The organism is Azohydromonas sp. (assembly GCF_035325925.1).
In the GTDB taxonomy this organism is placed as follows: Bacteria; Pseudomonadota; Gammaproteobacteria; order Burkholderiales; family Burkholderiaceae_C; genus Calidifontimicrobium.
Genome location: NZ_DAOKZA010000029.1, coordinates 13,088 through 36,959, shown reverse-complemented (window position 1 = coordinate 36,959; position 23,872 = coordinate 13,088). Strand labels below are relative to the sequence as shown.

The 23,872-nt window shown below is 73.0% G+C and carries 20 protein-coding genes; 15 read left to right on the top strand and 5 right to left on the bottom strand.

What is annotated here, in order from left to right:
• Positions 1–60: 60 nt before the first annotated feature.
• The 3 genes from PKC53_RS12015 to PKC53_RS12005 all read right to left on the bottom strand — a co-directional run bounded on the left by PKC53_RS12015 (position 61) and on the right by PKC53_RS12005 (position 2,935).
• Positions 61–513: a DUF494 domain-containing protein gene (locus tag PKC53_RS12015; protein ID WP_324428856.1), complete on the bottom strand. Its 453-nt coding sequence runs from the start codon at positions 511–513 to the stop codon at positions 61–63.
• 122 nt (positions 514–635) lie between these two features.
• Positions 636–1,733 (bottom strand): DNA-processing protein DprA, encoded by a 1,098-nt coding sequence (gene dprA / locus PKC53_RS12010; protein WP_324428854.1) that lies wholly within the window; start codon positions 1,731–1,733, stop codon positions 636–638.
• 29 nt (positions 1,734–1,762) lie between these two features.
• The gene (locus PKC53_RS12005) at positions 1,763–2,935 is read right to left on the bottom strand and encodes a LysM domain-containing protein (protein WP_324428852.1); all 1,173 of its coding nucleotides are present in this window, start codon (positions 2,933–2,935) and stop codon (positions 1,763–1,765) included.
• 226 nt (positions 2,936–3,161) lie between these two features.
• Here PKC53_RS12005 and def point away from each other — a divergent pair, with 226 nt between their 5' ends.
• The 11 genes from def to PKC53_RS11950 all read left to right on the top strand — a co-directional run bounded on the left by def (position 3,162) and on the right by PKC53_RS11950 (position 14,933).
• Entirely contained in the window at positions 3,162–3,674 is a 513-nt protein-coding gene (gene def / locus PKC53_RS12000) for a peptide deformylase (RefSeq protein ID WP_324428849.1), read from the top strand.
• Positions 3,675–3,684: 10 nt separating this feature from the next.
• Complete coding sequence (fmt, locus tag PKC53_RS11995) at positions 3,685–4,653, top strand: methionyl-tRNA formyltransferase (RefSeq protein WP_324428878.1); 969 nt, start codon at positions 3,685–3,687, stop codon at positions 4,651–4,653.
• A gap of 58 nt (positions 4,654–4,711) precedes the next feature.
• Complete coding sequence (htpX, locus tag PKC53_RS11990) at positions 4,712–5,557, top strand: zinc metalloprotease HtpX (protein ID WP_324428847.1); 846 nt, start codon at positions 4,712–4,714, stop codon at positions 5,555–5,557.
• A gap of 58 nt (positions 5,558–5,615) precedes the next feature.
• The gene (locus PKC53_RS11985; protein ID WP_324428845.1) at positions 5,616–5,942 is read left to right on the top strand and encodes a hypothetical protein; all 327 of its coding nucleotides are present in this window, start codon (positions 5,616–5,618) and stop codon (positions 5,940–5,942) included.
• 97 nt (positions 5,943–6,039) lie between these two features.
• Positions 6,040–6,807: a head GIN domain-containing protein gene (locus tag PKC53_RS11980; RefSeq protein ID WP_324428843.1), complete on the top strand. Its 768-nt coding sequence runs from the start codon at positions 6,040–6,042 to the stop codon at positions 6,805–6,807.
• A gap of 104 nt (positions 6,808–6,911) precedes the next feature.
• Positions 6,912–7,688 carry an AzlC family ABC transporter permease gene (locus PKC53_RS11975; RefSeq protein WP_324428841.1) on the top strand — a complete coding sequence of 259 codons (777 nt, stop codon included), beginning with the start codon at positions 6,912–6,914 and terminating at the stop codon, positions 7,686–7,688.
• The gene (locus PKC53_RS11970; protein WP_324428839.1) at positions 7,685–8,014 is read left to right on the top strand and encodes an AzlD domain-containing protein; all 330 of its coding nucleotides are present in this window, start codon (positions 7,685–7,687) and stop codon (positions 8,012–8,014) included. The genes PKC53_RS11975 and PKC53_RS11970 overlap by 4 nt, the downstream gene beginning before the upstream one ends.
• Before the next feature lie 76 nt (positions 8,015–8,090).
• Positions 8,091–9,284: a phosphoglycerate kinase gene (locus PKC53_RS11965; RefSeq protein ID WP_324428837.1), complete on the top strand. Its 1,194-nt coding sequence runs from the start codon at positions 8,091–8,093 to the stop codon at positions 9,282–9,284.
• A gap of 127 nt (positions 9,285–9,411) precedes the next feature.
• The gene (locus PKC53_RS11960; RefSeq protein ID WP_324428835.1) at positions 9,412–11,721 is read left to right on the top strand and encodes an NADP-dependent malic enzyme; all 2,310 of its coding nucleotides are present in this window, start codon (positions 9,412–9,414) and stop codon (positions 11,719–11,721) included.
• Between the two features lie 121 nt (positions 11,722–11,842).
• Positions 11,843–13,276 carry a pyruvate kinase gene (gene pyk / locus PKC53_RS11955; RefSeq protein ID WP_324428833.1) on the top strand — a complete coding sequence of 478 codons (1,434 nt, stop codon included), beginning with the start codon at positions 11,843–11,845 and terminating at the stop codon, positions 13,274–13,276.
• 85 nt (positions 13,277–13,361) lie between these two features.
• Positions 13,362–14,933: an inorganic phosphate transporter gene (locus tag PKC53_RS11950; protein WP_324428831.1), complete on the top strand. Its 1,572-nt coding sequence runs from the start codon at positions 13,362–13,364 to the stop codon at positions 14,931–14,933.
• A 39-nt stretch (positions 14,934–14,972) separates the two neighbouring features.
• On the opposite strand, the gene PKC53_RS11945 is transcribed toward PKC53_RS11950, so the two are convergent.
• On the bottom strand, positions 14,973–16,808 hold the full coding sequence (locus tag PKC53_RS11945; RefSeq protein ID WP_324428829.1) for a putative nucleotidyltransferase substrate binding domain-containing protein: 1,836 nt from the start codon (positions 16,806–16,808) through the stop codon (positions 14,973–14,975).
• A gap of 119 nt (positions 16,809–16,927) precedes the next feature.
• On the opposite strand from PKC53_RS11945, the gene PKC53_RS11940 reads away from it, so the two are divergent.
• The 3 genes from PKC53_RS11940 to PKC53_RS11930 all read left to right on the top strand — a co-directional run bounded on the left by PKC53_RS11940 (position 16,928) and on the right by PKC53_RS11930 (position 22,080).
• On the top strand, positions 16,928–18,838 hold the full coding sequence (locus PKC53_RS11940; RefSeq protein ID WP_324428827.1) for a type IV pili methyl-accepting chemotaxis transducer N-terminal domain-containing protein: 1,911 nt from the start codon (positions 16,928–16,930) through the stop codon (positions 18,836–18,838).
• Positions 18,839–18,851: 13 nt separating this feature from the next.
• On the top strand, positions 18,852–19,517 hold the full coding sequence (locus PKC53_RS11935) for a response regulator (RefSeq protein ID WP_324428825.1): 666 nt from the start codon (positions 18,852–18,854) through the stop codon (positions 19,515–19,517).
• A gap of 184 nt (positions 19,518–19,701) precedes the next feature.
• On the top strand, positions 19,702–22,080 hold the full coding sequence (locus tag PKC53_RS11930; RefSeq protein ID WP_324428823.1) for a DUF6351 family protein: 2,379 nt from the start codon (positions 19,702–19,704) through the stop codon (positions 22,078–22,080).
• A gap of 68 nt (positions 22,081–22,148) precedes the next feature.
• Here the strand turns inward: PKC53_RS11930 and PKC53_RS11925 are convergent, their stop codons facing one another.
• Positions 22,149–22,331: a DUF3606 domain-containing protein gene (locus PKC53_RS11925; protein WP_324428821.1), complete on the bottom strand. Its 183-nt coding sequence runs from the start codon at positions 22,329–22,331 to the stop codon at positions 22,149–22,151.
• Between the two features lie 229 nt (positions 22,332–22,560).
• On the opposite strand from PKC53_RS11925, the gene PKC53_RS11920 reads away from it, so the two are divergent.
• Positions 22,561–23,838 (top strand): nitrate/nitrite transporter, encoded by a 1,278-nt coding sequence (locus PKC53_RS11920; protein ID WP_324428819.1) that lies wholly within the window; start codon positions 22,561–22,563, stop codon positions 23,836–23,838.
• The last annotated feature ends 34 nt before the right edge of the window (positions 23,839–23,872 follow it).

Genomic DNA, 23,872 nt, shown 5'->3' with positions numbered 1-23,872 from the left:
GCTGCTCGAACGGCATACGCGGCACGTCGCGGCCGCGAAAGCGGCGCACAGGCCGCGAAGTCAGTGGATCGAGCGTTCGTCGGCCTCGACGAGCAGTTCGTCGAGGATCAGCGCATCGGGTTCCTCGCCGAGACTCCAGAACACCATCAGCACGATGATCTTCAGGTCCTCGAGGTCGAGCGGGCCAGTGCCCAGCGCCATCGCGCGGTCGATCACCATCTCGCGCATCGGTGGCGGCAGCACGCCCGCGGCTTCGAGGAAGCTGAGGAAGCCGATCGACTCGGTGCCCAGGCGCTCCTGCTCCGCGGACGAATAGACGCGAAGCCCGTGCTCACTCTGCCGCCCGGTGTACGACTCGGCGGCCTGAGCGAGGCCGTCCAGCCAGGTCAGCGCCTCCTGGATCTCGTCCGACTCGAACCCGACCGCGGTCAGCTTGCGCGCCAGCTGGTCGTGGCTCGGGCAGGCGTCGGGTCGCCAGTAGTTCTCGTAGAGGTACACGAGCACGTCGAACATCGAACCACTATAACCGAGCACCCCGGCGCGCGGATCGACGTCTTCGGCGCCATGACCGGCAGTCGGGAATTGCCCGGCGGCGTCGACATGCACGCCGAGGCGCGCCGCAGCGCGGGCAGACGTCAGGCGCGTTCGCGGCGCTGGTACAGCCCGCCGGGCAGCCGCTGCACGTGACCGTCGAGTTCGAGCTCGAGCAGCCGCGCGGCGAGCGCCGCGGCCGACCAGCCGGTGCGCGCGCACAGCGCGTCGAGCGTGGCCGGGTCGTGGCCGAGCGCGTCGAGCAGCGGGTCCGCGCCCGCGGCCGGGGTGGCGCCGGTCGTCGCCGCCGGGGGGCGCGGCGCGCCGAATTCGGCGAGCACGTCGTCGGCGGTCTCGACCAGCTTGGCGCCCTGCTTGATCAGCGCGTGGCAGCCGCGCGACAGCGGCGAGTGGATCGACCCGGGGATCGCGAACACCTCGCGGCCGGACTCGGCGGCCAGGCGCGCGGTGATCAGCGAGCCCGACTGCAGCGCCGCCTCGACCACCAGGGTGCCGCGCGCCAGCGCGGCGATCACCCGATTGCGCTGCGGGAAGTTCGGCGGCAGCGGCGGCGTGCCCAGCGGGAACTCGCTGACCAGCAGACCGTCGTGCGCGATGCGGTGCGTCAGCGTGCGGTGGCGCGCCGGGTAGATGCGGTCGATGCCGGTGCCAAGCACGGCGATCGTGCCGCCGTCGCCGTCGAGCGCGCCCTCGTGCGCGGCACCGTCGATGCCCGCAGCCAGCCCGGAGACGACGCACCAGCCGGCGCGGCTGAAGTGCGCGGCGAAGGCGCGCGCGTTGTCGCGCCCCTGCGGTGTCGGGTGGCGGCTGCCGACGATGGCCAGCGCGTCGCGCGCCAGCCGTTCGACGCGCCCGTGCAGGAACAGCAGCAGCGGCGGGTCGGGGGTGTGCAGCAGCGCCGCCGGGTACAGCGCGTCGCCGAGCGTGACGATGCGCCGCTCCCCGTCGCTGGCCAGCCAGGCCGCGGCGGCGTCGCACTGCGCGCGCCAGCCGTCGGGCTCGGCGCCCAGCGCATCACGCTGCGCGGGGCCGACGCACGCGGCGCGTGCCGCCGGCGACGCGTCGAACACGGCCTGCGCGCTGCCGAACGTGGCGAGCAGGCGGCGCGCCGTGTCGCGGCCGACGCCGGGGGTCAGCAGCAGGCGCAGCCAGCCGCCGAGCTCGTCGTCGACGCCGGCCATCGGTGCGCCGCCCGTCCGTGCGGCGGGCGTCAGGGCTGGGTGAAGCGGTCGCCGGGGCGCACCGGGTCCTGCACGTTGACGATCAGCGCGTACGACACGCGGTCGAAGGTGCGGAACACGAACAGCAGACCGTGGCGCTCGTCGGGCAGCTTGATCATCGGGCGCTTCGGGTCGGTGCGGTCGGGCACGCGCGTGCCGTCGCGCCACAGCGCCAGCACGTGGCCGCGCTCGAGGCCGTCCTTGCGGCCGCGGTTGAGCGCGACGATCTGGTTCTGGCCGGCGGTCAGCGAGTCGCCGTAGATCGAGACGATGCGCCCGTCGAGCGGCTGCGCTGGTGCGTGCGGTGCGAAGCTGGCGAAGTCGCGCTCGGTCACCGGCGCGAGGCGGTCGCCGATGCCGATCTCCTCGCGCACGCCGGTGACGCGGAACGTCGCCGGCACCAGTTCGTCGGCGCCGTCGGCGAGCTTGCGCACCTCGCCGGGGCGCAGGTACTCGGCGGTGCCGACGTAGCGCGCCTCGTAGCCCAGCACCTCGCGCGTGACCGGGTCGACGAGGGGCCGCGCCTCGCGGAACACGCGCCAGTCGCGCACGTCGGTGACGTCGCCGCGCACGTACGCGGTGTCGCCGCGCGACATCATGACGCGGCCCTCCGGCGCCGCGACCACACGCGGCGCCGCGGCGAGCTGGTCGCCGTCGAACACCACCGCCTCGTTGAGGAACGGTGCGATCAGGTGCAGCGGGATCGCGGCGATCGCGCCGTCGCCCACGGCCTCGGAGCGAACGCGCGGCGACAGCCTGACCGTCGGCGTACCACCCACCTGCTGCGCCAGGCGCAGCCGCGCGCGGCCGTCGACGCGTTCGAGCACCAGCAACTGGCCCGGGTAGATCAGGTGCGGGTTGCGGATCTGCTCGAGGTTCATGCCCCACAGCTCGGGCCAGCGCCACGGGCTGCGCAGGAACAGCTTGGAGATGTCCCACAGCGTGTCACCACGCTTGACGGTGTAGCTGTCGGGCGCGTCGGGCGCCAGTTCGGCCAGCGGCACGCCGGCCTGCGCGACCTGCTCGGCGGTCGCGCGCCACTGCGGCAGGACGGGACGGTCGGCGGCGAGCGCCGGCACCGCGACGCCGCCGAGGCACAGGCCGGCGACGAGCAGCGCCGTGCGACGGCGGACGGGGGCGCAGGCAGGCGGGCGTCGCAGCATGAACAGGCTCTCCACGGGGTCCCAACGCGTACGGCAGGCGGTCGATGCACAATCGCCACCCGCGAGGTTATCGGAGCATGCCTGGGCCGGCGCGGCGCCGATCGGCGAAAATGCTCACCATTTCCGGAAGATTCTGCCCATAACGTCTTGATACCGCAATGAAACCGGGCCTCATCGGTCGCCTCGCAGGCGTGCCGGCCCGGCACGCGTTGCCGCCTTGCACGCCATGGCCCAGTTGACGATCCTGCGCTACCCCGATCCGCGGCTGCACACGGTGGCCAGGCCGGTGGCGGTGGTCGACGAGCGCATCCGCCGCCTGGTCGACGACATGCTCGAGACGATGTACGCCGCCGACGGCGTCGGGCTCGCCGCGACTCAGGTCGACGTGCACGAGCAGGTGATCGTGATGGACACCTCGCCGACGCACGACCAGCCGCGCGTGCTGATCAATCCCGAGATCGTCGAACGCAGCGACGACAAGAGCTTCGCCGACGAGGGCTGCCTGTCGGTGCCGGCAATCTACGACCGCGTCGAGCGTCACGCGCGCGTGAAGGTGCGCGCGCTCGGTCGCGACGGCGAACCGTACGAGTTCGAGGCCGAGGGCCTCACCGCGGTGTGCGTGCAGCACGAGATGGACCACCTGCTCGGCAAGGTCTTCGTCGAGTACCTCAGCCCGTTCAAGCGCGAGCGCATCCGCAGCAAGATGCTGAAGAAGGTGCGCGAGGAGCAGCGTGTCTGACGCGCCGCCGTTGCGCGTCGCCTTCGCCGGCACCCCCGAGTTCGCACGCATCGCGCTGGCCGCGATCGCCGACGCCGGCTTCGTCGTCCCGCTGGTGCTGACCCAGCCCGACCGCCCGGCCGGGCGCGGGCTGAAGCTGCAGGCCTCGCCGGTCAAGCGGCTGGCGCAGGCGCTGCGCATCGCGGTGGCGCAGCCGCAGGGCCTGCGCCTGGACGGTCGGTTCGCCGGCGATGCGCGTGCGGCGCGCGACGCGCTGGCGGCGGCGCGCCCCGACCTGCTGGTCGTCGCCGCCTACGGGCTGATCCTGCCGCGCTGGGTGCTCGAGCTGCCGCGCCTGGGCTGCCTGAACATCCACGCGTCGCTGCTGCCGCGCTGGCGGGGCGCCGCGCCGATCCAGCGTGCGATCGAGGCCGGCGATGCGAGCACCGGCGTGACCATCATGCAGATGGACGAGGGCCTCGACACCGGCGACATGCTGCTCGCGCAGGCGCTGCCGATCGCCGCCGACGACACCGCCGCAACGCTGCACGACCGCCTCGCCGCGCTCGGCGCGCGTCTGGTGGTGCAGGCGCTGCGCGACGCCGCCGCCGGCACCTTGCGGCGCACGCCGCAGCCGCCCGAGGGCGTGACCTACGCGCGCAAGATCGACCGGCGCGAGGCGCGCGTCGACTGGCGCGCCGACGCCGCGCAGATCGCGCGCCGCGTCCGCGCCTTCGACCCCGCGCCCGGGTTGCACTTCGAGCTCGACGGCGAGAGCGTCAAGCTGTGGCGTGCCGCGCCACGCGACGACCTGCCGCCGGCGCCCGCCGGCACGGTGCTCGTCGCGGGCGGCGGCCGGCTGGTCGTCGCCTGCGGGCGCGGTGCGCTGGAGCTGGTCGAACTGCAGCGCCCCGGCGGCCGGCGCGTCGGCGCGGCGGCGTTCCTGCAGTCGCGAGCGCCGACGCCGGGCAGCCGCCTGCCGCCGGCCGGCGGCGATTGAGATTGAAACCGCGGCCTCCGGCCGCATCTGCCGGGCACCTTTCCGCGAGGAGTGCGACGTGTTCAACCTGATGAAGACCGCCATGCTGATGGCGGCGATCACCGCGCTGTTCATGGCGTTGGGCCAGATGATCGGCGGCCAACAGGGCATGGTGCTGGCACTGGTGGTGGCGCTGGGCATGAACTTCTTCAGCTACTGGTTCAGCGACAAGCTGGTGCTGAAGATGTACAACGCGCACGAGGTCGACGCGACGAGCGCGCCACAGTTCCACCGCATGGTCGCCGAGCTGGCGCAGCGCGCCGGGCTGCCGATGCCCAGGGTCTACCTGATCGAGGAGGACGCGCCGAACGCCTTCGCCACCGGGCGCAACCCGCAGCACGCGGCGGTCGCGGCGACGACCGGGCTGCTGCGCAGGCTCGGCGAACGCGAGGTGCGCGGCGTGATGGCGCACGAACTGGCTCACGTGAAGCACCGCGACATCCTGATCAGCACCGTCAGCGCGACGATGGCCGGCGCGATCTCGATGTTGGCCCACTTCGCGATGCTGTTCGGCGGGCGCGACAGCGAGGGCCGCCCGGCCAACCCGATCGCCGGCCTCGCGATGATGATCCTCGCGCCGCTGGCAGCCAGCCTGATCCAGATGGCGATCAGCCGCGCGCGCGAGTTCGAGGCCGACCGCGGCGGCGCCGAGATCAGCGGCGACCCGCAGGCGCTGGCCAGCGCGCTGCAGAAGATCCAGCGCGCGGCGCAGGGCATCCCGCTGGAAGCCGCCGAGCGCCACCCCGAGACGGCGCAGATGATGATCATGAACCCACTGGCGGGCGGCGGGTTGCGCGGGCTGTTCAGCACCCACCCGTCGACCGAGGAGCGGGTGCAGCGGCTGCTGGCGATGGCGCGCGCCTGAACGCCGCGGGTCCGCGACGGGCGCTCAAGTTCCGCCGCGTCGCTGCCGATACGCCGGCGTGACCTCGACCGCATCCCGCGTTGCCGCCCTCGCGCTCGCTGCCGCGCTGCTGGCCGGCTGCGACCAGCTCGGGCTGGACACGCCGTCCAAGGTGGCCGAGCGCCGCGCCGCCGAGGGCCACGCGATCGGCGCCGCGTGCCGCCACGCCGCCCGCGCGATCGAGGACTGCTACGCGCTCAACCGCAAGGCCGACAAGTCGGCGATCTACGCCGGCTGGCGCGAGATGAACGACTACATGCGCGAGAACGACATCGCGCCGGTGGCGCCGCAGCTCACCCCGCCGACCGCCGCCGGCGGCGACGACGCCACCCGCCGGCCGTCCTGAGCGCGTTCGGTCGGCGCCGGCGGCAGCCCGTCGGCCGCAGCGGCGGCACGTCGCGGGGCGCTGGTGGCCACGCCACGCGGCCGACGAGAATCCGCGCATGTCCCGCCGCATGCCCCACCGCCCGGCGCCCGACGATCGTGCGTCGACCGACGCGCGACGGCGCTGGCTCGTCGCCCTGGCCGCGTTCGCAGCGCCCTGGTCCGGCGCGGCGTGGGCCCGCGACACGCTGCGCCAGGCCCGCGACGTCGCGGGCTTCCGCGCGATCGACCTGCGCGGTCCGTTCGACCTGGTCGTGCGCCCCGGCGCCGTCGACCGCGTCACCGTCGAGGCTGCGGCCGACGTGATCGACCGCATCGCGACGCGCGTCGAACCCGGCCGCGACGGCGTGCCGACGCTGGTCGTCGCGCCCGCCGGCACGGCGCCGCTGCAGCTGCGCTCGGCGGTGCGCGTCGAGGTCGAGGCGCGCCGGATCGATGCCGTCGACGCCCGCGGTTCGGGCCTCGTGCGCATCGAGGACCTGTCGGTGCCCGCGCTGGCGCTGCGCATGGCCGGCTCGGGCGACCTGCGCGTGCACCGCGTGACGACGCCGGCGCTGACGCTGTCGCTGGCCGGCAGCGGCGACGCGGTGGCCGACGGCAGTGTGCAGCGGCTGCGGCTGTCGGTGGCGGGCAGCGCCGAGGTCGACGCGCGTGCGCTGCGTGCCGACGCGGTGCGCGTCGAGATCGCCGGCAGCGGCGACGTGCGCGTGCAGGCCGGGCGCACGCTCGACGTGACGATCGCCGGCTCCGGCGACGTCGAGTACGACGGCGACCCGGCGCTGACCACGTCGATCCTCGGCAGCGGCCGGGTACGCAAGCGGCGCTGACGGCCGCGGGTCGGGTGGCGCGCGGCGCACCCCCGAACGGATCGCGCTGCCGCGACCAAGCCCGAGCGCCAGCGCGGCCGGGCGGGCGTGGCGACAATCCTGCAATGCATGCTTCCCCCGGGGCGCCGACGCTGCCGGCGTGGCGCCACCCCGAGTTCCGCCGCGGTGCGCGCGAGATGACCGGCGTCGCGCTGGGCATCGCCGCGTGGGGCCTGGTCACCGGCGTGGCGATGGTCAAGAGCGGGCTGGCCGTGCCGCTGGCGGTGCTGATGTCGCTGGTGGCGTATGCCGGCAGCGCGCAGCTGGCGGCGCTGCCGCTGATCACCTCGGGGGCACCGGTGTGGGTCGTGTTGGCGACGGCGTTCTGCGTCAACCTGCGGTTCCTGATCTTCAGCGCGCAGTGGCGACCGTACTTCGTGCACCTGCCGCTGGCGGCGCGGCTGCGCGTGGGCTACTTCACCGGCGACCTGAACTACGTGCTGTTCATGCGGCGCTTCCCCGAGCCGAAGCCGGCGCCCGAGCAGCTGCCGTACTTCTGGGGCGGCGTGGTCACGAACTGGAGCGCGTGGCAGCTGCCGTCGCTGGCCGGCATCCTGCTTGCCGACCGCGTGCCCACGCACTGGGGGCTGGGCTTTGCCGGCACGCTGGCGCTGCTCGGGGTGGCCTGGTCGATGCTCAAGGACCGCGCGAGCTGGGTCGCCGCGGCCGTCGCGGGCTGCGCCGCCGTGGCGGCGTACGCGCTGCCGCTGCGGCTGAACATCGTCGTGGCGATCGCCGCCGCGGTGGCCATCGCGCTGCTCGTCGACCACGCGCGGCCCCCCGGCAGCGGGCGCCGTACCGCGTGGCGCTGGGCCCGCGGCAAGCGCGGGGCCGTGCGGTGACCACGGCGCAGACGCTGCTGACCATCGCCGGCCTGGGGCTGGTCACGCTGGTCACGCGCGCGTTATTCTTCCTCTCGCAGCGCGAGCTGCCGATGCCGCGCTGGCTGCTCGAGGGCCTGCGCTACGCGCCGGTCGCGGCGCTGGCCGCGGTGATCGCGCCCGAGGTGCTGATGACCGACGGCCGCCTGATCGACACCTGGCGCGACGCGCGCTTGTTCGCCGTCGCCGCGGCCGGCGCCTGGTTTGTGTGGCGCCGCGACATCCTGGGCACGATCGTCGTCGGCACCGCGGTCGTGCTGGCGCTGCGCCTCGGGCTGGGCTGGTAGCGGCGGCCGCACAATGGCGGCCGGGCGCGGCGCGTTGGCCGCGCGTGCGACAGTGCATCCGCCGGAGACCCCACCCATGAACGTCCTTCGATTCGCCGACCTCGTCGCGCAGGGCCGCGTCGCCGGCCAGCGCGTGTTCATCCGTGCCGACCTCAACGTGCCGCAGGACGACGCCGGCCGCATCACCGAGGACACGCGCATCCGCGCCTCGGTGCCGTGCATCCGCATGGCGCTCGACGCCGGCGCCGCGGTGATGGTCACGAGCCACCTCGGCCGTCCGACCGAGGGCGCGTTCAAGCCCGAGGACTCGCTGGCGCCGGTGGCGGCGCGCTTGGGCGAACTGCTGCAGCGCCAGGTGCTGCTGGTCGCGAACTGGGTCGACGGCGTCGACGTCGCGCCGGGGCAGGTGGTGCTGCTCGAGAACTGCCGCGTCAACCGGGGCGAAAAGAAGAACGACGAGGCGCTGGCGCGCAAGATGGCCGCGCTGTGCGACATCTTCGTGCACGACGCGTTCGGCACCGCGCACCGCGCCGAGGCCAGCACCTACGGCATCGCGCAGTTCGCGCCGGTGGCCTGCGCCGGCCCGCTGCTGGCCGCCGAGATCGACGCGATCACGAAAGCGCTGAGCAGCCCGAAGCGTCCGCTGCTGGCGATCGTCGCCGGCAGCAAAGTCAGCACCAAGCTGACGATCCTGCAGAGCCTGTCGAAGAACGTCGACGGGCTGATCGTCGGCGGCGGCATCGCCAACACCTTCATGCTCGCCGCCGGGCTGCCGATCGGCAAGAGCCTCGCCGAGCCCGACCTGGTCGGCGACGCGAAGGCGGTGATCGAGGCGATGCGCGCACGCGGCGCCGAGGTGCCGATCCCCGTCGACGTCGTCGTCGCCAAGGAGTTCAAGGCCGACGCGGCCGCCACGGTCAAGGCCGCGGCCGACGTGGCCGCCGACGACCTGATCCTCGACATCGGCCCGCGGACCGCGGCGCAACTCGCCGACAGGCTGAAGGCCGCCGGCACGATCGTCTGGAACGGGCCGGTCGGCGTCTTCGAGTTCGAGGCGTTCGCGCACGGCACCGAGACGGTTGCGCGGGCGATCGCGGCGAGCCCGGCGTTCAGCATCGCCGGCGGCGGCGACACGCTGGCGGCGATCGCCAAGTACGGCATCGACAAGGACATCGGCTACATCTCGACCGGCGGCGGCGCCTTCCTCGAGGTGCTCGAGGGCAAGACGCTGCCGGCGTTCGAGATCCTGACGCGCCGCGCGCAGGGCTGAGTCGCGCCGGCGCGGGTCTCACCTGCGCCGTGCCGGTCAAAGCTGCTTTTGCTGCACGGGGGGTGGCAATCGACCGCCCACGCGGTACGCTGCGGGCCGTCCCCAGAAACCGACCAGGAGACAGTCCATGTCCAAGCCGCTGGCGCCCGCCGAGCTGGCCCTGCGCGACGCCGCGCTCGAGTACCACCGCACGCCCACGCGCGGCAAGATCGCCGTCACGCCGACCAAGCCGCTGAGCAACCAGCGTGACCTGTCGCTGGCCTACTCGCCCGGCGTGGCCTACGCCTGCCTGGCGATCGAGGACGACCCGACGCTGGCCGCCGAGTACACCTCGCGCGGCAACCTGGTCGGCGTGGTCACCAACGGCACCGCGGTGCTCGGGCTGGGCGACATCGGCCCGCTGGCGGGCAAGCCGGTGATGGAGGGCAAGGGCTGCCTGTTCAAGAAGTTCGCCGGCATCGACGTGTTCGACATCGAGCTCGCCGAGAAGGACCCCGACAAGCTGGTCGAGATCATCGCCGCGCTCGAGCCGACGCTGGGTGGCGTCAACCTCGAGGACATCAAGGCGCCCGAGTGCTTCACGATCGAGCGCAAGCTGCGCGAGCGCATGAAGATCCCGGTGTTCCACGACGACCAGCACGGCACCGCGATCATCTCCGGCGCGGCGCTGCTCAACGGGCTCGAGCTGGTCGGCAAGGACCTCGGCGCGATCCGGCTGGTGTGCTCGGGCGCCGGCGCCGCGGCGATCGCGTGCCTGGACATCATGGTCGGGCTGGGCGTGCGGCGCGAGCACGTCTTCGTCGTCGACAGCAAGGGCGTGATCCAGTCCGAGCGCGACGACGCGCGGGCCGGCCGCCTCGACGAGAGCAAGCAGCGCTACTGCCAGCGCACCGACGCGCGCACGCTGGCCGACGTCGTGCGCGGCGCCGACGTGTTCCTCGGCTGCTCGGCCGCCGGCGTGCTGACGCCGGAGATGGTCGCGACGATGGCCGACAAGCCGATCATCCTCGCGCTGGCCAACCCCGAGCCGGAGATCCGCCCCGAGCTGGCCAAGCAGGCGCGGCCCGACTGCATCATCGCCACCGGCCGCTCGGACTACCCGAACCAGGTCAACAACGTCCTGTGCTTCCCGTACATCTTCCGCGGCGCGCTCGACTGCGGCGCGACGAAGATCACCGAGGCGATGAAGCTGGCCTGCGTGCGCGAGATCGCCGCGCTGGCCAAGGCCGAGATCAGCGACGAGGTGGCCGGCGCCTACGCCGGGCAGGACCTGCGCTTCGGCCCCGACTACATCATCCCCACCCCGTTCGACTCGCGGCTGATCCTGCGCATCGCGCCGGCGGTGGCGCAGGCGGCGGCGGAGTCGGGCGTGGCGACGCGGCCGATCGCCGACCTCGACGCGTACCGCCAGTCGCTGACGCGCTTCGTCTACCAGACCGGCATGGTCATGCGCCCGGTGTTCGTCGCCGCGAAGGCGCACCCGGCGCGCGTCGTCTATGCCGACGGCGAGGACGAGCGCGTGCTGCGCGCGGTGCAGGTGGTCAAGGACGAGCGGCTGGCGCAGCCGATCCTGGTCGGGCGCCGCGCGGTGATCGACATGCGCATCGAGCGCGCCGGGCTGCGCCTGAAGCGCGGCGTCGACTTCGACGTCACCGACCCCGAGGACGACCCGCGCTACCGCGAGTACTGGGAGCTGTACCACGCGCTGATGAAGCGCGAGGGCGTGACGCCCGAGATGGCCAAGGCCGCGGTGCGGCGTTCGAACACGCTGATCTCGGCGCTGATGGTGCGCCGCGGCGAGGCCGACGCGATGCTCACCGGCCTGGTCGGGCGCTTCGACGCGCACCTCGAGCACGTGCGCGACGTCATCGGGCTGAAGCCCGGCGCGAAGACCTTCGCGACGATGAACGCGCTGATGCTCGAGGGCCGCACGCTGTTCATCGCCGACACCTTCGTCAACGACGAACCCGACGCCGAGCAGCTCGCCGAGATCGCGCTGATGGCCGCCGACGAGCTGCGCCGCTTCGGCCTGCCGCCGAAGGTGGCGTTCCTGTCGCACTCGTGCTTCGGCTCGTCGAAGCGGCCGGCGGCGCGGCGCATGCGCGCCGCCGTGGAACGCTTTCGCGCGATGGCGCCCGACGTCGCCTGCGACGGCGAGATGCACGGCGACGCCGCGCTCGACCCGCAGATCCGCCGCCGCTTCCTCGCCGACTCGGCGCTCGACGGCGAGGCCAACCTGCTGGTGCTGCCCAACCTCGACGCGGCGAACATCCTGTTCAACGTGCTCAAGGTCACCGGCGGCCACGGCGTGACCATCGGCCCGGTGCTGCTCGGCGCCGCGCGCCCGGTGCACATCCTGACGCCGTCGGCGACGATGCGCCGCGTCGTCAACATGACCGCGCTGTCCGTCGCCGACGCGGCGGCGCAGGTCCGCTGACCCGCATCTTCCCGCCGGCGACACGCACCCCGGCGCGCCGCCTCCGCGCGGCGTGCCGGCGGGTGGGCGTCGCGATAATCGCTGCCGCACCGGCGCGCGCGCCGTGCCACCGGAGACCCTCATGCCCCGCCAGACCAAGATCGTCGCCACCATCGGGCCGGCGTCGTCGTCGCCCGAGATGCTCGAGCGCCTGATCGCCGCCGGTGTCGACGTCGTGCGGCTGAACTTCTCGCACGGCACCGCGGCCGACCACGTCGAACGCGCGCACGCGGTGCGCGAGGCGGCGCAGCGCGCCGGCAAGGAGGTCGCGATCATGGCCGACCTGCAGGGGCCGAAGATCCGCGTCGGCCAGTTCGAGGGCGGGCAGACGGTGCTCGAGCCCGGCCAGCCGTTCGTGCTCGACGCCAGCCACGCCGGGCTCGGCGACCACCAGCGCGTCGGCCTCGACTACAAGGAGCTGCCGCGCGACGTGCGCCCCGGCGACACGCTGCTGCTCAACGACGGCCTGCTCGTGCTGCAGGTCGAGGCGGTGCGCGGCGAGGCGGTCCACACCGTGGTCAAGGTCGGCGGCGTGCTCGGCAACAACAAGGGCATCAACAAGCGCGGCGGCGGGCTGACCGCGCCGGCGCTGACCGCCAAGGACATGGACGACATCAGGACCGCGATGTCGTTCCAGTGCGAGTACCTCGCGGTGAGCTTCCCGAAGAGCGCCACCGACATGGAGATGGCGCGCCAGCTGGCCAACGTCGCCGGCGAGCCGTGGCGCCACAAGCCCGGGCTGATCGCGAAGATCGAGCGCAGCGAGGCGATCCCGCAGCTCGAGGCGATCCTCAAGGCCAGCGACGGCATCATGGTCGCGCGCGGCGACCTCGCGGTCGAGGTCGGCAACGCCGCGGTGCCGGCGCTGCAGAAGCGCATGATCAAGCTCGCGCGCTCGCTGGACAAGGTGGTGATCACCGCGACGCAGATGATGGAGAGCATGATCGTCAACCCGGTGCCCACGCGCGCCGAGGTCAGCGACGTGGCCAACGCGGTGCACGACGGCACCGACGCGGTGATGCTCAGCGCCGAGACGGCCACCGGCAAGTACCCGGTCGAGACGGTCGAGGCGATGGCCTCGATCTGCGAGGCCGCCGAGCGCGCCGAGGACTACAGCCGCGTCGACGCCGACTTCGCCAACCGCCACGTCGGTCGCATCGACCAGAGCATCGCCATGGGCGCGCTGTTCACCGCGCACCACCTGGGCTGCCGCGCGATCCTCGCGCTCACCGAGAGCGGGTCGACCGCGCTGTGGATGAGCCGCTACAAGATCGCGGTGCCGATCTACGGCATGACCACGCAGCTGGTCACGCAGCGGCGCATGGCGCTGTACCGCAACGTGCGCCCGATCCTGATGCCGGTGCACAACGACCGCGACGAGGCGCTTCGCGACGCCGAGGCGCTGCTGGTGGCACGCGGCGCGCTCAAGCCCGGCGACACGTACGCGATCACCTGCGGCGAGCCGATGGGCTACCCCGGCGGCACGAACATGATGAAGGTCTGCCGGGTGCCGTGAACGCGCGGCGCGCCGGGCACGTGGCGCGGCCCCGGGATAATGCGCCCGCGTGCGCGGCCACCGGCGGCCGCCCGCGCCAGCCTCGATGGAATTCCAGAACATCGCCCGCCTCGAGAAGGCGGGCAAGCGCGCGCGCAACGACTCGCTGCGGCTGGGCATCGGCGTGATCTTCGTCGTGCTCGTGATGCTCTACGCGAGCCTGACGCAGGGCGTCAGCGGCCCGCACGGCGCGATGCTGATCGCCGCGGCGGTGATCGGCGGCTACATGGCGATGAACATCGGCGCCAACGACGTGGCCAACAACGTCGGCCCGGCGGTCGGATCGCGCGCGATCTCGATGCTCGGCGCGCTGGTCATCGCCGCGGTGTTCGAGGCGGCTGGCGCGCTGATCGCCGGCGGCGACGTCGTCGCGACGATCCAGAAGGGCATCATCGACGCCGGCGCGATCGAGGGTACCGACCGCTTCATCTGGCTGATGACCGCGGCGCTGCTGGCCGGCGCGATCTGGCTCAACGTCGCCACCGCGATGGGCGCGCCGGTGTCGACCACGCACTCGATCGTCGGCGCGGTGCTCGGCGCCGGGCTGGCCGCCGGCGGCATGCAGGCGGCGAACTGGTCGCAGCTCGGCGAGATCGCCGCCAGCTGGGTCATCTCGCCGGTGCTCGGCGCGCTGGTCGCCGCCGCGCTGCTGTACTGGATCACGCACCGCATCCTGTATCGCGACGACATGGTCGAGGCGGCGCGACGCGTGGTGCCGTGGCTGATCGGGCTGATGGCGCTGGCCTTCACGACCTACCTCGCGCTCAAGGGCCTGAACCGCGTGTGGCACGTCGGCTTCGCGACGGCGCTGGCCGTGGGCGCGGTCGCCGGCGTCGCCGCCACCTGGCTCGCGGCGCGTGCGGTGCGCCGCGCGTCGACGACGCTCGAGAACAGCCGCCAGGGCATCAACCGGCTGTTCACCTGGCCGCTGATCTTCGCCGCCGCGCTGCTGAGCTTCGCGCACGGTGCCAACGACGTGGCCAACGCGGTGGGGCCGCTGGCGGCGGTGGTCGACGCAGTGCGCAGCGGCTCGGTGTCGGGACAGGCGGCGATCCCGCCGTGGGTGATGGTGGTCGGCGCCGTCGGCATCTCGATCGGGCTGCTGCTGTACGGTCCGCGGCTGATCCGCAAGGTCGGCAGCGAGATCACCGAGCTCGACCAGATGCGCGCCTACTGCGTGGCGATGGCCGCCGCGGTGACGGTGATCGTCGCGTCGCAGCTCGGCCTGCCGGTGAGCTCGACGCACATCGCGGTCGGCGGCGTGTTCGGCGTGGGCTTCCTGCGCGAGCTGCTGCACCGCCCGCACGCGCACGCGATCGGTTTCATCCGCATGCACCACGCGGGCCAGGACAAGGAGGTCGTCGACCGCTTCCTCGACGACTTCCTGCGCGCCTCGCTCGAGCGCAAGCGCGAGATGCTCGACGCGCTCAAGCGCCACACCGCGGCCGCCGACCTGAGCAAGTTCGAGCGCAAGCAGCTCAAGCGGGTGTACCGCGAGGACCTGGTCAAGCGCTCGGAGCTGGTGAAGATCGTCGCGGCCTGGCTGGTCACGGTGCCGGTGTCGGCGGCACTGGGTGCGCTGATCTACTTCATGATCTTCGGCATGGTCAACGCCTGACCGGCGCGCGTCGGGCGGCCTCGGGCCCGCGGCGCACGCTCAGAGCCGGTAGCGCTGCGCCAGCGCGTTCTGCACGCGCTGCACCACCGCGAACGCGTCCTTCAGCTGGTCGCGCTCGAAGCTCGACAGCTCGTCGAGGGGAAGGTGGTTGTCGGGGGCGAGCCCGGCGGCGGTCTGGCGCGCCTGGTGCTGCAGGCGCAGGCTGCCGAGGAACTCGAGCGCGTCGCGCAGGTCGCGCGCGTCGCGCTCGCCGATCTCGCCGTCGCGGCCGGCCACCGACAGGCGCTCGTGCGTGCCGACCTGCGGGTGCCCGCCGGCCAGCGCGACGATGCGCGCCAGGTCGACGATCGGCACGATGCCCTGGTGCTTCAGGTCGATGGTGCCGCGGTGCTCGCCCGAGCGCGCCACCGCGATGCCGCCGAACAGGCCGATCGGCGGACGGTGCGTCAGCGCGTTGGCGACCATGTGCGCGAGGAACAGGCCGTTGTGCCGCGTGTGCTGCAGCACGTCGCGGCGCAGCGACTCGAGCAGGTCGTCGCGGCCGTAGACGCAGCGCAGGTCGAAGAACACGCAGGTCAGCACCAGCGCCATCGGCTCGGGCTCGTCGGTCCAGTGGTGGAAGTAGGCGAGCCAGCGCCGGCGCGGCTGCCGCCAGGCGGCGTTGCGCGCCATCATGTCGCCCGGGCAGTGCACGTAGCCGCAGGCGGCGAGCCCGTCGTTGACCTGCTGCGCGAGCGCCTCGAAGTACGCGCCGTGTGCCGCGGCGTCGTAGGCGTCGTCGATCAGCAGCGCGTTGTCCTGGTCGCTCTTGGCGGTCTGCTCGTTGCGCGCCTGCGAGCCGGCGGCCAGCCACGCGTAGTCCACCGGCGGCGGCCCGAGGCGCGCCTCGGCCAGCTGCAGCAGCCGCGTCGTCAGCGCGTCGGTGATCGCGGTCACGAGGCGACCGGCCGCGTAGGCGCTGGCGCGCGCCGCCGCCAGGTGGCGCTGCAGCGCCTGCACCTTGCCGGCGGCGGCGATCAGCCCGTCGAGCGACGACTGCCGGTAGATCTCGCCGGCGAGGAACACCGCCGAGGTGCCGTGCTGCTCGGTGACGTCGGTGGCGGTGACGATGCCGGCGACGCGCTGGCCGTCGAGCACCGGCATGTGGTGGATGTTGTGCCGCGCCATCAGTCGCAGCGCCTCGAACGCCGGCTGCGCGACGTCGATGGTCAGCGGCGCGACGGTCGCGATGTCGACCACCGGGCGCGCCGGGTCGACGTCGGCGGCGAGCGCACGGTTGCGCAGGTCGCGGTCGGTGACCAGGCCGAGCAGGTGGTCGCGCTCGACGAGCAGCACCGACGACACGCGCTCGTCGCGCATCAGCCGCGCGGCCTCGGCGATCGACGCGGTCGGCGCCAGCGTCACCGGTGCGCGCCGCAGCAGCGCGCGCACCGGCGTGGACAGCAGGTTCAGGTGCGTGTCGACCGGCGGCGCGACCGGCGCCCGCGGCGGCGCCAGGTGGAACGCCAGCGCCGGCTCGTCGGCGCACAGTGCGGCGACGACGTCGGCGCCGACGAAGGCCAGCGTGCAGTCCCCGCGCGCCTGCGCCCGCCACGTCGCCGGATCGCCGCGCGGCTCGGCGCCGGCGCCGAACAGCGCGCCGCGTTCGACGACCACGGCGGCGTCGTGGCGCGTGTCGTGCAGTTCGACCCGGCCGTCGAGCACCAGCGCGAGGCGTTCGCCGAGCTGGCCGGCAGCGGCCAGCGTGGCGCCGTCGGCGTGCCGCTCGACGACGAAGCGCTGCGCCAGCCGTGCGCGCGCCGCCGGCGACAGCGCAGCGAAGACGCGGTGCGCGTCGAGCAGCGGCAGCACGCGGGGGTCGGCGGGTCCGGTCATCGCAGGGCGTCGGTCGGCTGCCGGAGTCTCGCCGATCGGCCTGCGGTCGGCCCGGCAGCGGGGGCGTGGTACTTGAGCGAAGTCAAGTCGTGCGCGGCGCAGCGGGCTAGAGTGCGCCGATGACGCGCCAACGCCGCCCGTGGTCGGTCGCCACCAAGCTGCTGGCGATCGGCGGCGTGCTGGGCGCACTGCTCGTGCTCGCGATCGGGCAGACGCTGTGGGTGGCGTGGCATTTCGAGGGCAGCGCGGCGGCGGTCAACGAAGCCGGTCGCATGCGCATGCAGGTCTGGCGGCTGGCGACGATGCTGCAGGCCGGCACGCCCGACGACGCGCAGGCGCTCGGGCGCACTTTCGACGACAGCATCGAGCTGCTGCGCGAGGGCGACGCGCTGCGCCCGCTGTTCGTGCCGTGGAACGCCGACACGCGCGCGCGCTTCGACGAGGTCGTGCGCGGGTGGGACGGGCTGCGCGCGCTGTGGCTCGGCGCGGCGACGCCGCCGCCGTCGCGGGCGGCCGAGCAGGCCGACGCCTTCGTCGCCTCGGTCGACCGCTTCGTGTTGGCCATCGAGCACGAGCTGGCGCGCCTGACGGCGATCCTCAACCTGTCGCAGATGGCGATGATGGCGCTGGCGCTGGGCGGTGCGGTGGTGCTGCTGTACACCGGCTACCTGCTGGTCATCGAGCCGCTCGGCCGGCTGCGCAGCGGCCTGCACAGCGTCGAACGCGGCGACTTCGACACGCGCGTCGAGGTGACCAGCCTCGACGAGTTCGGCCAGCTCGCGCGCGGGTTCAACCGCATGTCGGCGACGCTGCAGTCGCTGTACCGCGGGCTCGAGGACCGCGTGCGCGAGAAGACCGCGCGACTGCAGGAGCAGAGCGAGCGGCTGGCGGCGCTGTACGAGGTCAGCCTGTTCCTCGGCGAGGCGGCGACGCTCGACGAGCTGGCGCGCGGCTTCGCGCAGAAGGTGCGGCGCATCGCCCGGGCCGACGCCGCGGCGATCCGCTGGTCGGACGAGGCCAACCAGCGCTACCTGCTGCTCGCCGGCGACTGCCTGCCCACCGCGATGGCGCACGACGAGCGCTGCGTGCCCAGCGGAACCTGCCACTGCGGCCAGCCGCTGAGCACCGCGGCCAACGCGCGCGTGGTGCCGATCGTGCCCGACGGGGGCGCGACGCTGGGCTGCGCGCGCGAGGGTTTCGAGTCGCTGGTCACGGTGCCGCTGCACCTGCAGCAGCGCGTGCTCGGCGAGGTCGACCTGTTCTACCGCCACCCGGTCACGCTCGGCGACGACGAGCGTGGCGTGCTCGAGGCGCTCGCGCACCACCTGGCCAGCGCGATGGAGAGCCTGCGCGTGGCCGCGCTCGAGCGCGAGAGCGCGGTGGCCGAGGAGCGCGGGCTGCTGGCGCGCGAGCTGCACGACTCGATCGCGCAGTCGCTGTCGTTCCTGAAGATCCAGGTGCAGCTGCTGCGCCAGGCGACGCAGCGCGGCGACGGCGACGCCGTCGCGCGCGCGCTCGACGAACTCGACGCCGGCGTGCGCGAGAGCACCGCCGACGTGCGCGAGCTGCTGGTGCACTTCCGCACGCGCACGCAGGGCGAGCACATCGAGCCGGCGCTGCGCACCACGCTGCGCAAGTTCGAGCACCAGAGCGGGCTGCGCACGCACCTGCAGGTCGAGGGCCACGGTCTGCCGCTGCCGCCCGACGTGCAGGTGCAGGTGCTGCACGTGATCCAGGAGGCGCTGTCGAACGTGCGCAAGCACGCGGAGGCGCGCGAGGTGTGGGTCGAGGTGCAGGCCGCGCCGCAGTGGCGCTTCGAGGTGCGCGACGACGGCGTGGGCTTCGACGCCGACGCGCCGCACGACGAGACGCACGTCGGGCTGGGCATCATGCACGAACGCGCGCGGCGCATCGGTGCGCAGGTGCAGGTCGACGCGGTCCCGGGCGCTGGCACCTGCGTGACGCTGACGCTGCCCAGCGCGACGCCGCCGGCCGCGGTGGGCGCGCCGCCGGCGGCGGTGGCCGCGTGAGGGGAGGTCGGCGGTGGCGCGCATCCGCCTGCTGGTCGTCGACGACCACACGCTGTTCCGTCGCGGGCTGGTCGCGCTGCTGGCGCAGGACGGGCGCTTCGAGGTCGTCGGCGAGGCGGGCGACGCCGGGCAGGCGCAGCGGCTCGCCGGCGAGCGCCGCCCCGACCTGATCCTGCTCGACAACCACCTGCCCGGCGTCGCCGGCGTCGACGCGCTGCAGGGCCTGCGCGAGGCCGCGCCGCAGGCGCGTGTGCTGATGCTCACCGTCAGCGAGGACGAACGCGACCTCGCCGCCGCGCTGCGCGCCGGCGCCAGCGGCTACCTGCTGAAGACCATCGACAGCGACGCGCTCGCCGCGAGCATCGTGCGCGCGATGGCCGGCGAGTCCGTCGTCAGCCCGGAGATGACCGGCAAACTCGTCGACGCGTTCCGCCAGCTGCACCCGCCGGCGGCGCCGCAGCCGCCGGCCGACGTGCGCGCCGACGCGATCCACGCGCTGTCGCCGCGCGAGCGCGAGATCCTGCGCTGCATCGCGCGCGGCGCGAGCAACAAGGAGATCGCGCGCGAACTGGGCATCGCCGAGACCACGGTGAAGATCCACGTGCAGCACATCCTGCGCAAGCTCGACCTGGGTTCGCGCGTGCAGGCCGCCGTGTACGCGACCGAGCGCGGGCTCTGATCCGGCGCGGCGCGCTGTCACCTGCGCGACACGGGCACTCGAACCCGGGGGTGTCGAAATTCACGGCCGCGCGGTAAGGTCGGCGCGCGCCGGCGGCGGGCCGGCGCAATCGGCGCACCGGGGCCTGCAGCGGGGCGTCGCACCGAACCAGAAGAACGCCCTGCGGGTGATGGAGACACCCCCGATGATTCGATCGATGCATGCCGTGGCGGCGCTGGCCGCCGCGCTGCTGGCCGCCTGCGGCGGCGGCGCTGGAAACGCGCCCAGCGAGACCGCCCAGCGCGCGAACCCGGCCGACCCGGCGATGAGCGTGGTGCTGAGCGTGCTGTCGAGCCCGGCGCAGTGGGTTTCGGGCGGCGACGCGCGCATCCACGTGCGCGCCGCGCCCGGGCAGCGCGACAAGCTCGAACTGTGGCTCAACGGCAGCCGCGCCGACGTGGCGCTGAAGGAGGTCGCCGACGGCCTCGAGGGTGTGATCGGCGGGCTGAAGGCCGGCGACAACCGGCTCGAGGTCAGGCACCGCAACGCCAACGTGCGCGACGCGATCACGCTGACCAACTGGCCGATCACCGGGCCGATGTTCACCGGGCCGCAGCAGACGCCCTTCGTCTGCACGACCATCCAGGGCGCGGTGGGCCGACAGCCCAAGGTCGACAGCGCGACGCCGCCGGGCTACCGGGTCACCAACGCCCAGGGGCAGGTGATCGGCTACAGCCGCGATTGCTCGATCGACACCTTCGTCTCGTACTTCTACCGCCGCCACAGCGGCGGCGGCCTGGTGGCGCTGCCTGCCGACGGCAGCCGGCCCGCCGACATGGGCACGACCACGCTGCCCGACGGGCGCACCGTCGACTTCGTCGTGCGCCGCGAGATCGGTTCGATCAACCGCTTCCTGTACAGCATCGCGATGCTGGCGCCGCTGCCGACGGCCGACACCGCGGCGCAGGACGACACCAGCCGCTGGAACGGCAAGCTGCTGTACTGGTTCCAGGGCGGCGTGGCGATCGGCCACAGCCAGGGCACGGTGCACGGCGGGTCGATGAACCCCGACATCCTCGGCCAGGGCTGGGCCATCGTGCACAGCAGCGGCAACAACACCGGCACGCACTACAACCTGAACCTCAGCGGCGAGACCGCGATGATGACCAAGGAGCGCTTCATCGAGCGATACGGCGTGCCGACGTACACCGTCGGCCTCGGCGGCTCGGGCGGCGCGATCCAGCAGTACCACATCGCGCGCAACTACCCCGGCGTGCTCGACGGGCTGCTGCCGGTGCAGAGCTACCCCGACATGGTCACGCAGACGATCCACGTCAGCGACTGCGAGCTGCTCGAGCACTACATGGACGCCACCGACCGCACGAACCCGAAGTGGCACGTGACGAAGAACCGCACGTGGCTTGTCGGCTTCAACGCCGAGGAGGGGTTCTCGGGCGTCAACGATCCGCTGCGCGACCTCAAGCTCGCGCTCGGCTACGCGAGCGCGACCGGCTCGACCGAGTGCATCCCGGCCTGGCGCGGGCTGACGCCGCTGGCGGTGAACCCGCTGTACGGCCAGGCGCCGAACGCGCAGTTCTGGGACCCGATCACCGACATCCTGGCGATCCGCTGGACGCACTTCGACGACCTGCGCAACGTCTACGGCGTCGACGCCAGCGGCGCGGCGCGCGTGACCATCGACAACGTCGGCGTGCAATACGGGCTGCAGTCGCTGAAGGAGGGCAAGATCACGCCGGACGAGTTCCTGCACCTGAACTGGCACGTCGGCGGCTGGAAGCACCCGAGCGAGATGGCGCAGGAGACGTTCCCGTTCTTCGGCACCGGTGCCGCCGAGGTGCAGAAGGCGCTGACGATCCCGGGTTACTTCGACCCGTGGAGCCGCAAGAACATGCGCCTGGCGGCGTCGCCCGACGCACCGGCGCCGCGCACCGCGCGTGACCCGCTCGCGATGCGCGCGGCCTACACCAGCGGCCACGTGTTCGACGGCCGGCTCGACGTGCCGGCGATCGACCACCGCCAGTACATGGAGCGCGAGCTCGACATGCACAACGCGCACCAGAGCTTCGCGGTGCGCCAGCGCACGCTCGACCGCATGGGCCACAGCCACCACCTGGTGATCTGGTTCACCGACACGATCCCGAACACGCCCAAGGCGAGCCAGACGCTCGAGGCGCTGGCGGTGATGGACCAGTGGCTGGCCAACCTGCGCGCGAACCCGAAGGGCGGCATCGCCGGCAACAAGCCGCCGATGGCCACCGACGCGTGCTTCGACCGCGACGGCAAGCTGATGCACGCCGGCAGCGGCGTGTGGGACGGCATCCTCGACGCCCGCCCCGCCGGCGCCTGCACGCAGGCGTTCCCGCTGTACGGCACGCCGCGCACCGTCGCCGGTGCGCCGATCCACGGCGCGATGTACCGCTGCGCGCTCAAGCCGGTCGAGCAGGCGGTCGCCGACGGCACCTACGCGCCGTGGACGCCGAGCGCCGATCAGGTCGCGACGCTGAAGAAGATCTTCCCGTCGGGCGTGTGCGACTACCGCCAGCCCGACCAGGCGCGCCCGTAGACCCGCGCCGAGGCGTCACCGTCACGGGGCCCTGCGGGGCTCCGTCGCGTTGGCGCCCCGCCGACGCCTCAGCGCCGCCGGGCGAGGTGCTCGCGCACCTCGGCGACGTGGTCGCCGACGGCGTCGACGGCGGCGCGCAACTCGCTGTCGCTGCAGCCGAGCTCGCGGCACCAGTACGCCATCTCCACCGGGTCCATCGTGTTGACGCGTCCCGGGTCGATCGGGCGGAAGGCGTGGCTGTCGTCGTGCATCGGGCTCCCCTGGCTGCGGCGCGGCGCAGCGCCCGCACGAGCCTCTATACGTCGCGCAGCGCCCCGCGGGATTGACCGTCGTCAATGGCCCCGCGCCCCTCGTTCTTCCGGACGATGGCGCCGCGGCCGGCATCGTTCTTCCGCCGCGGCGGCGCTGGCTGTGCGGCGGATGTTCGCGGCGCGGCGGTGCGGCCACAGTGGCGGCAGTCGCAATCACCGGCAGCGCGTCATGGCCTCCGACAACCCGCAGCACAACCGCCAGGCCTGGTCGGTGCTGATCGTCAGCACCCTGGCCTTCACCGTCTGCTTCATGGTGTGGATGATGTTCGGCGTCATCGGCATCCCGTTGAAGAAGGAACTGGGGCTGAACGCCACGCAGTTCGGGCTGCTGACCGCCACGCCGGTGCTCACCGGCTCGCTGGTGCGCGTGCCGCTGGGCATCTGGACCGACAAGTACGGCGGGCGCATCGTGATGACGCTGCTGATGGCCTCGACGGTGCCGGCGATCTTCCTGATGGCCTACGCCACCGAGTTCTGGCACTTCCTGGTCATCGGCCTGTTCGTCGGCCTCGCCGGCGGGTCTTTCTCGGTGGGCACGCCGTACGTCGCGCGCTGGTTCCCGAAGCACCAGCAGGGCATGGCGATGGGCATCTACGGCGCCGGCAACTCGGGCGCGGCGGTCAACAAGTTCGTCGCGCCGGCGATCCTGGTGGCGTTCGGCTGGACGATGGTGCCGCAGGTCTACGCCGCGATCATGCTCGGCACGGTGATCGTGTTCTGGCTGTTCAGCCACAGCGACCCGTCGCACCTGGTGCCGGCCAACACGCGCTTCGTCGACCAGCTGCAGGCGCTGAAGGACCCGACGGTGCTCAAGTACTGCCAGTACTACAGCATCGTGTTCGGCGGCTACGTCGCGCTGAGCCTGTGGATGGTGCAGTACTACGTCGGCGAGTACGGGCTGGACATCCGCGTCGCGGCGCTGCTGGCCGCGTGCTTCTCGCTGCCCGGCGGCGTGCTGCGCGCCATCGGCGGCTGGCTGTCGGACAAGTACGGTGCGCACGCCGTCACCTGGTGGGTGATGTGGGTCAGCTGGATCTGCCTGTTCCTGCTCAGCTACCCGCAGACGCAGTTCACCGTGCTCACCGTCGAGGGCGAGCGCACCTTCCACATCGGCCTGAACGTCTACGCGTTCACCGCGCTGATGTTCGTGCTCGGCATCGCCTGGGCCTTCGGCAAGGCCAGCGTGTTCAAGTACATCAGCGACGACTACCCGAAGAACATCGGCACGATCAGCGGCATCGTCGGCCTCGCCGGCGGGCTCGGCGGCTTCGTGCTGCCGATCATGTTCGGCGCGCTGCTCGACATCACCGGCGTGCGCTCCAGCGCCTTCATGCTGATGTACGGCGTGGTCTGGGTGTCGCTGATCTGGATGTACTTCACCGAGGTGCGCCGCCGCCAGGTGCTCGGCACCCACGCCGGCGAGGTCGCCGCTTCGGCGCGCGTCTGACGCGCGCGCGCCACCGCCCACCGAGAGAGGACCG

What these genes read in the sequence shown, in the direction of transcription:
- PKC53_RS12015 (WP_324428856.1), bottom strand. Translation starts at nt 513, where the DNA reads ATGTTCGACGTGCTCGTGTACCTCTACGAGAACTACTGGCGACCCGAC.
- dprA (WP_324428854.1), bottom strand. Translation starts at nt 1,733, where the DNA reads ATGGCCGGCGTCGACGACGAGCTCGGCGGCTGGCTGCGCCTGCTGCTG.
- PKC53_RS12005 (WP_324428852.1), bottom strand. Translation starts at nt 2,935, where the DNA reads ATGCTGCGACGCCCGCCTGCCTGCGCCCCCGTCCGCCGTCGCACGGCG.
- def (WP_324428849.1), top strand. Translation starts at nt 3,162, where the DNA reads ATGGCCCAGTTGACGATCCTGCGCTACCCCGATCCGCGGCTGCACACG.
- PKC53_RS11980 (WP_324428843.1), top strand. Translation starts at nt 6,040, where the DNA reads ATGTCCCGCCGCATGCCCCACCGCCCGGCGCCCGACGATCGTGCGTCG.
- PKC53_RS11975 (WP_324428841.1), top strand. Translation starts at nt 6,912, where the DNA reads ATGCATGCTTCCCCCGGGGCGCCGACGCTGCCGGCGTGGCGCCACCCC.
- PKC53_RS11965 (WP_324428837.1), top strand. Translation starts at nt 8,091, where the DNA reads ATGAACGTCCTTCGATTCGCCGACCTCGTCGCGCAGGGCCGCGTCGCC.
- PKC53_RS11960 (WP_324428835.1), top strand. Translation starts at nt 9,412, where the DNA reads ATGTCCAAGCCGCTGGCGCCCGCCGAGCTGGCCCTGCGCGACGCCGCG.
- pyk (WP_324428833.1), top strand. Translation starts at nt 11,843, where the DNA reads ATGCCCCGCCAGACCAAGATCGTCGCCACCATCGGGCCGGCGTCGTCG.
- PKC53_RS11950 (WP_324428831.1), top strand. Translation starts at nt 13,362, where the DNA reads ATGGAATTCCAGAACATCGCCCGCCTCGAGAAGGCGGGCAAGCGCGCG.
- PKC53_RS11945 (WP_324428829.1), bottom strand. Translation starts at nt 16,808, where the DNA reads ATGACCGGACCCGCCGACCCCCGCGTGCTGCCGCTGCTCGACGCGCAC.
- PKC53_RS11940 (WP_324428827.1), top strand. Translation starts at nt 16,928, where the DNA reads ATGACGCGCCAACGCCGCCCGTGGTCGGTCGCCACCAAGCTGCTGGCG.
- PKC53_RS11930 (WP_324428823.1), top strand. Translation starts at nt 19,702, where the DNA reads ATGATTCGATCGATGCATGCCGTGGCGGCGCTGGCCGCCGCGCTGCTG.
- PKC53_RS11925 (WP_324428821.1), bottom strand. Translation starts at nt 22,331, where the DNA reads ATGCACGACGACAGCCACGCCTTCCGCCCGATCGACCCGGGACGCGTC.
- PKC53_RS11920 (WP_324428819.1), top strand. Translation starts at nt 22,561, where the DNA reads ATGGCCTCCGACAACCCGCAGCACAACCGCCAGGCCTGGTCGGTGCTG.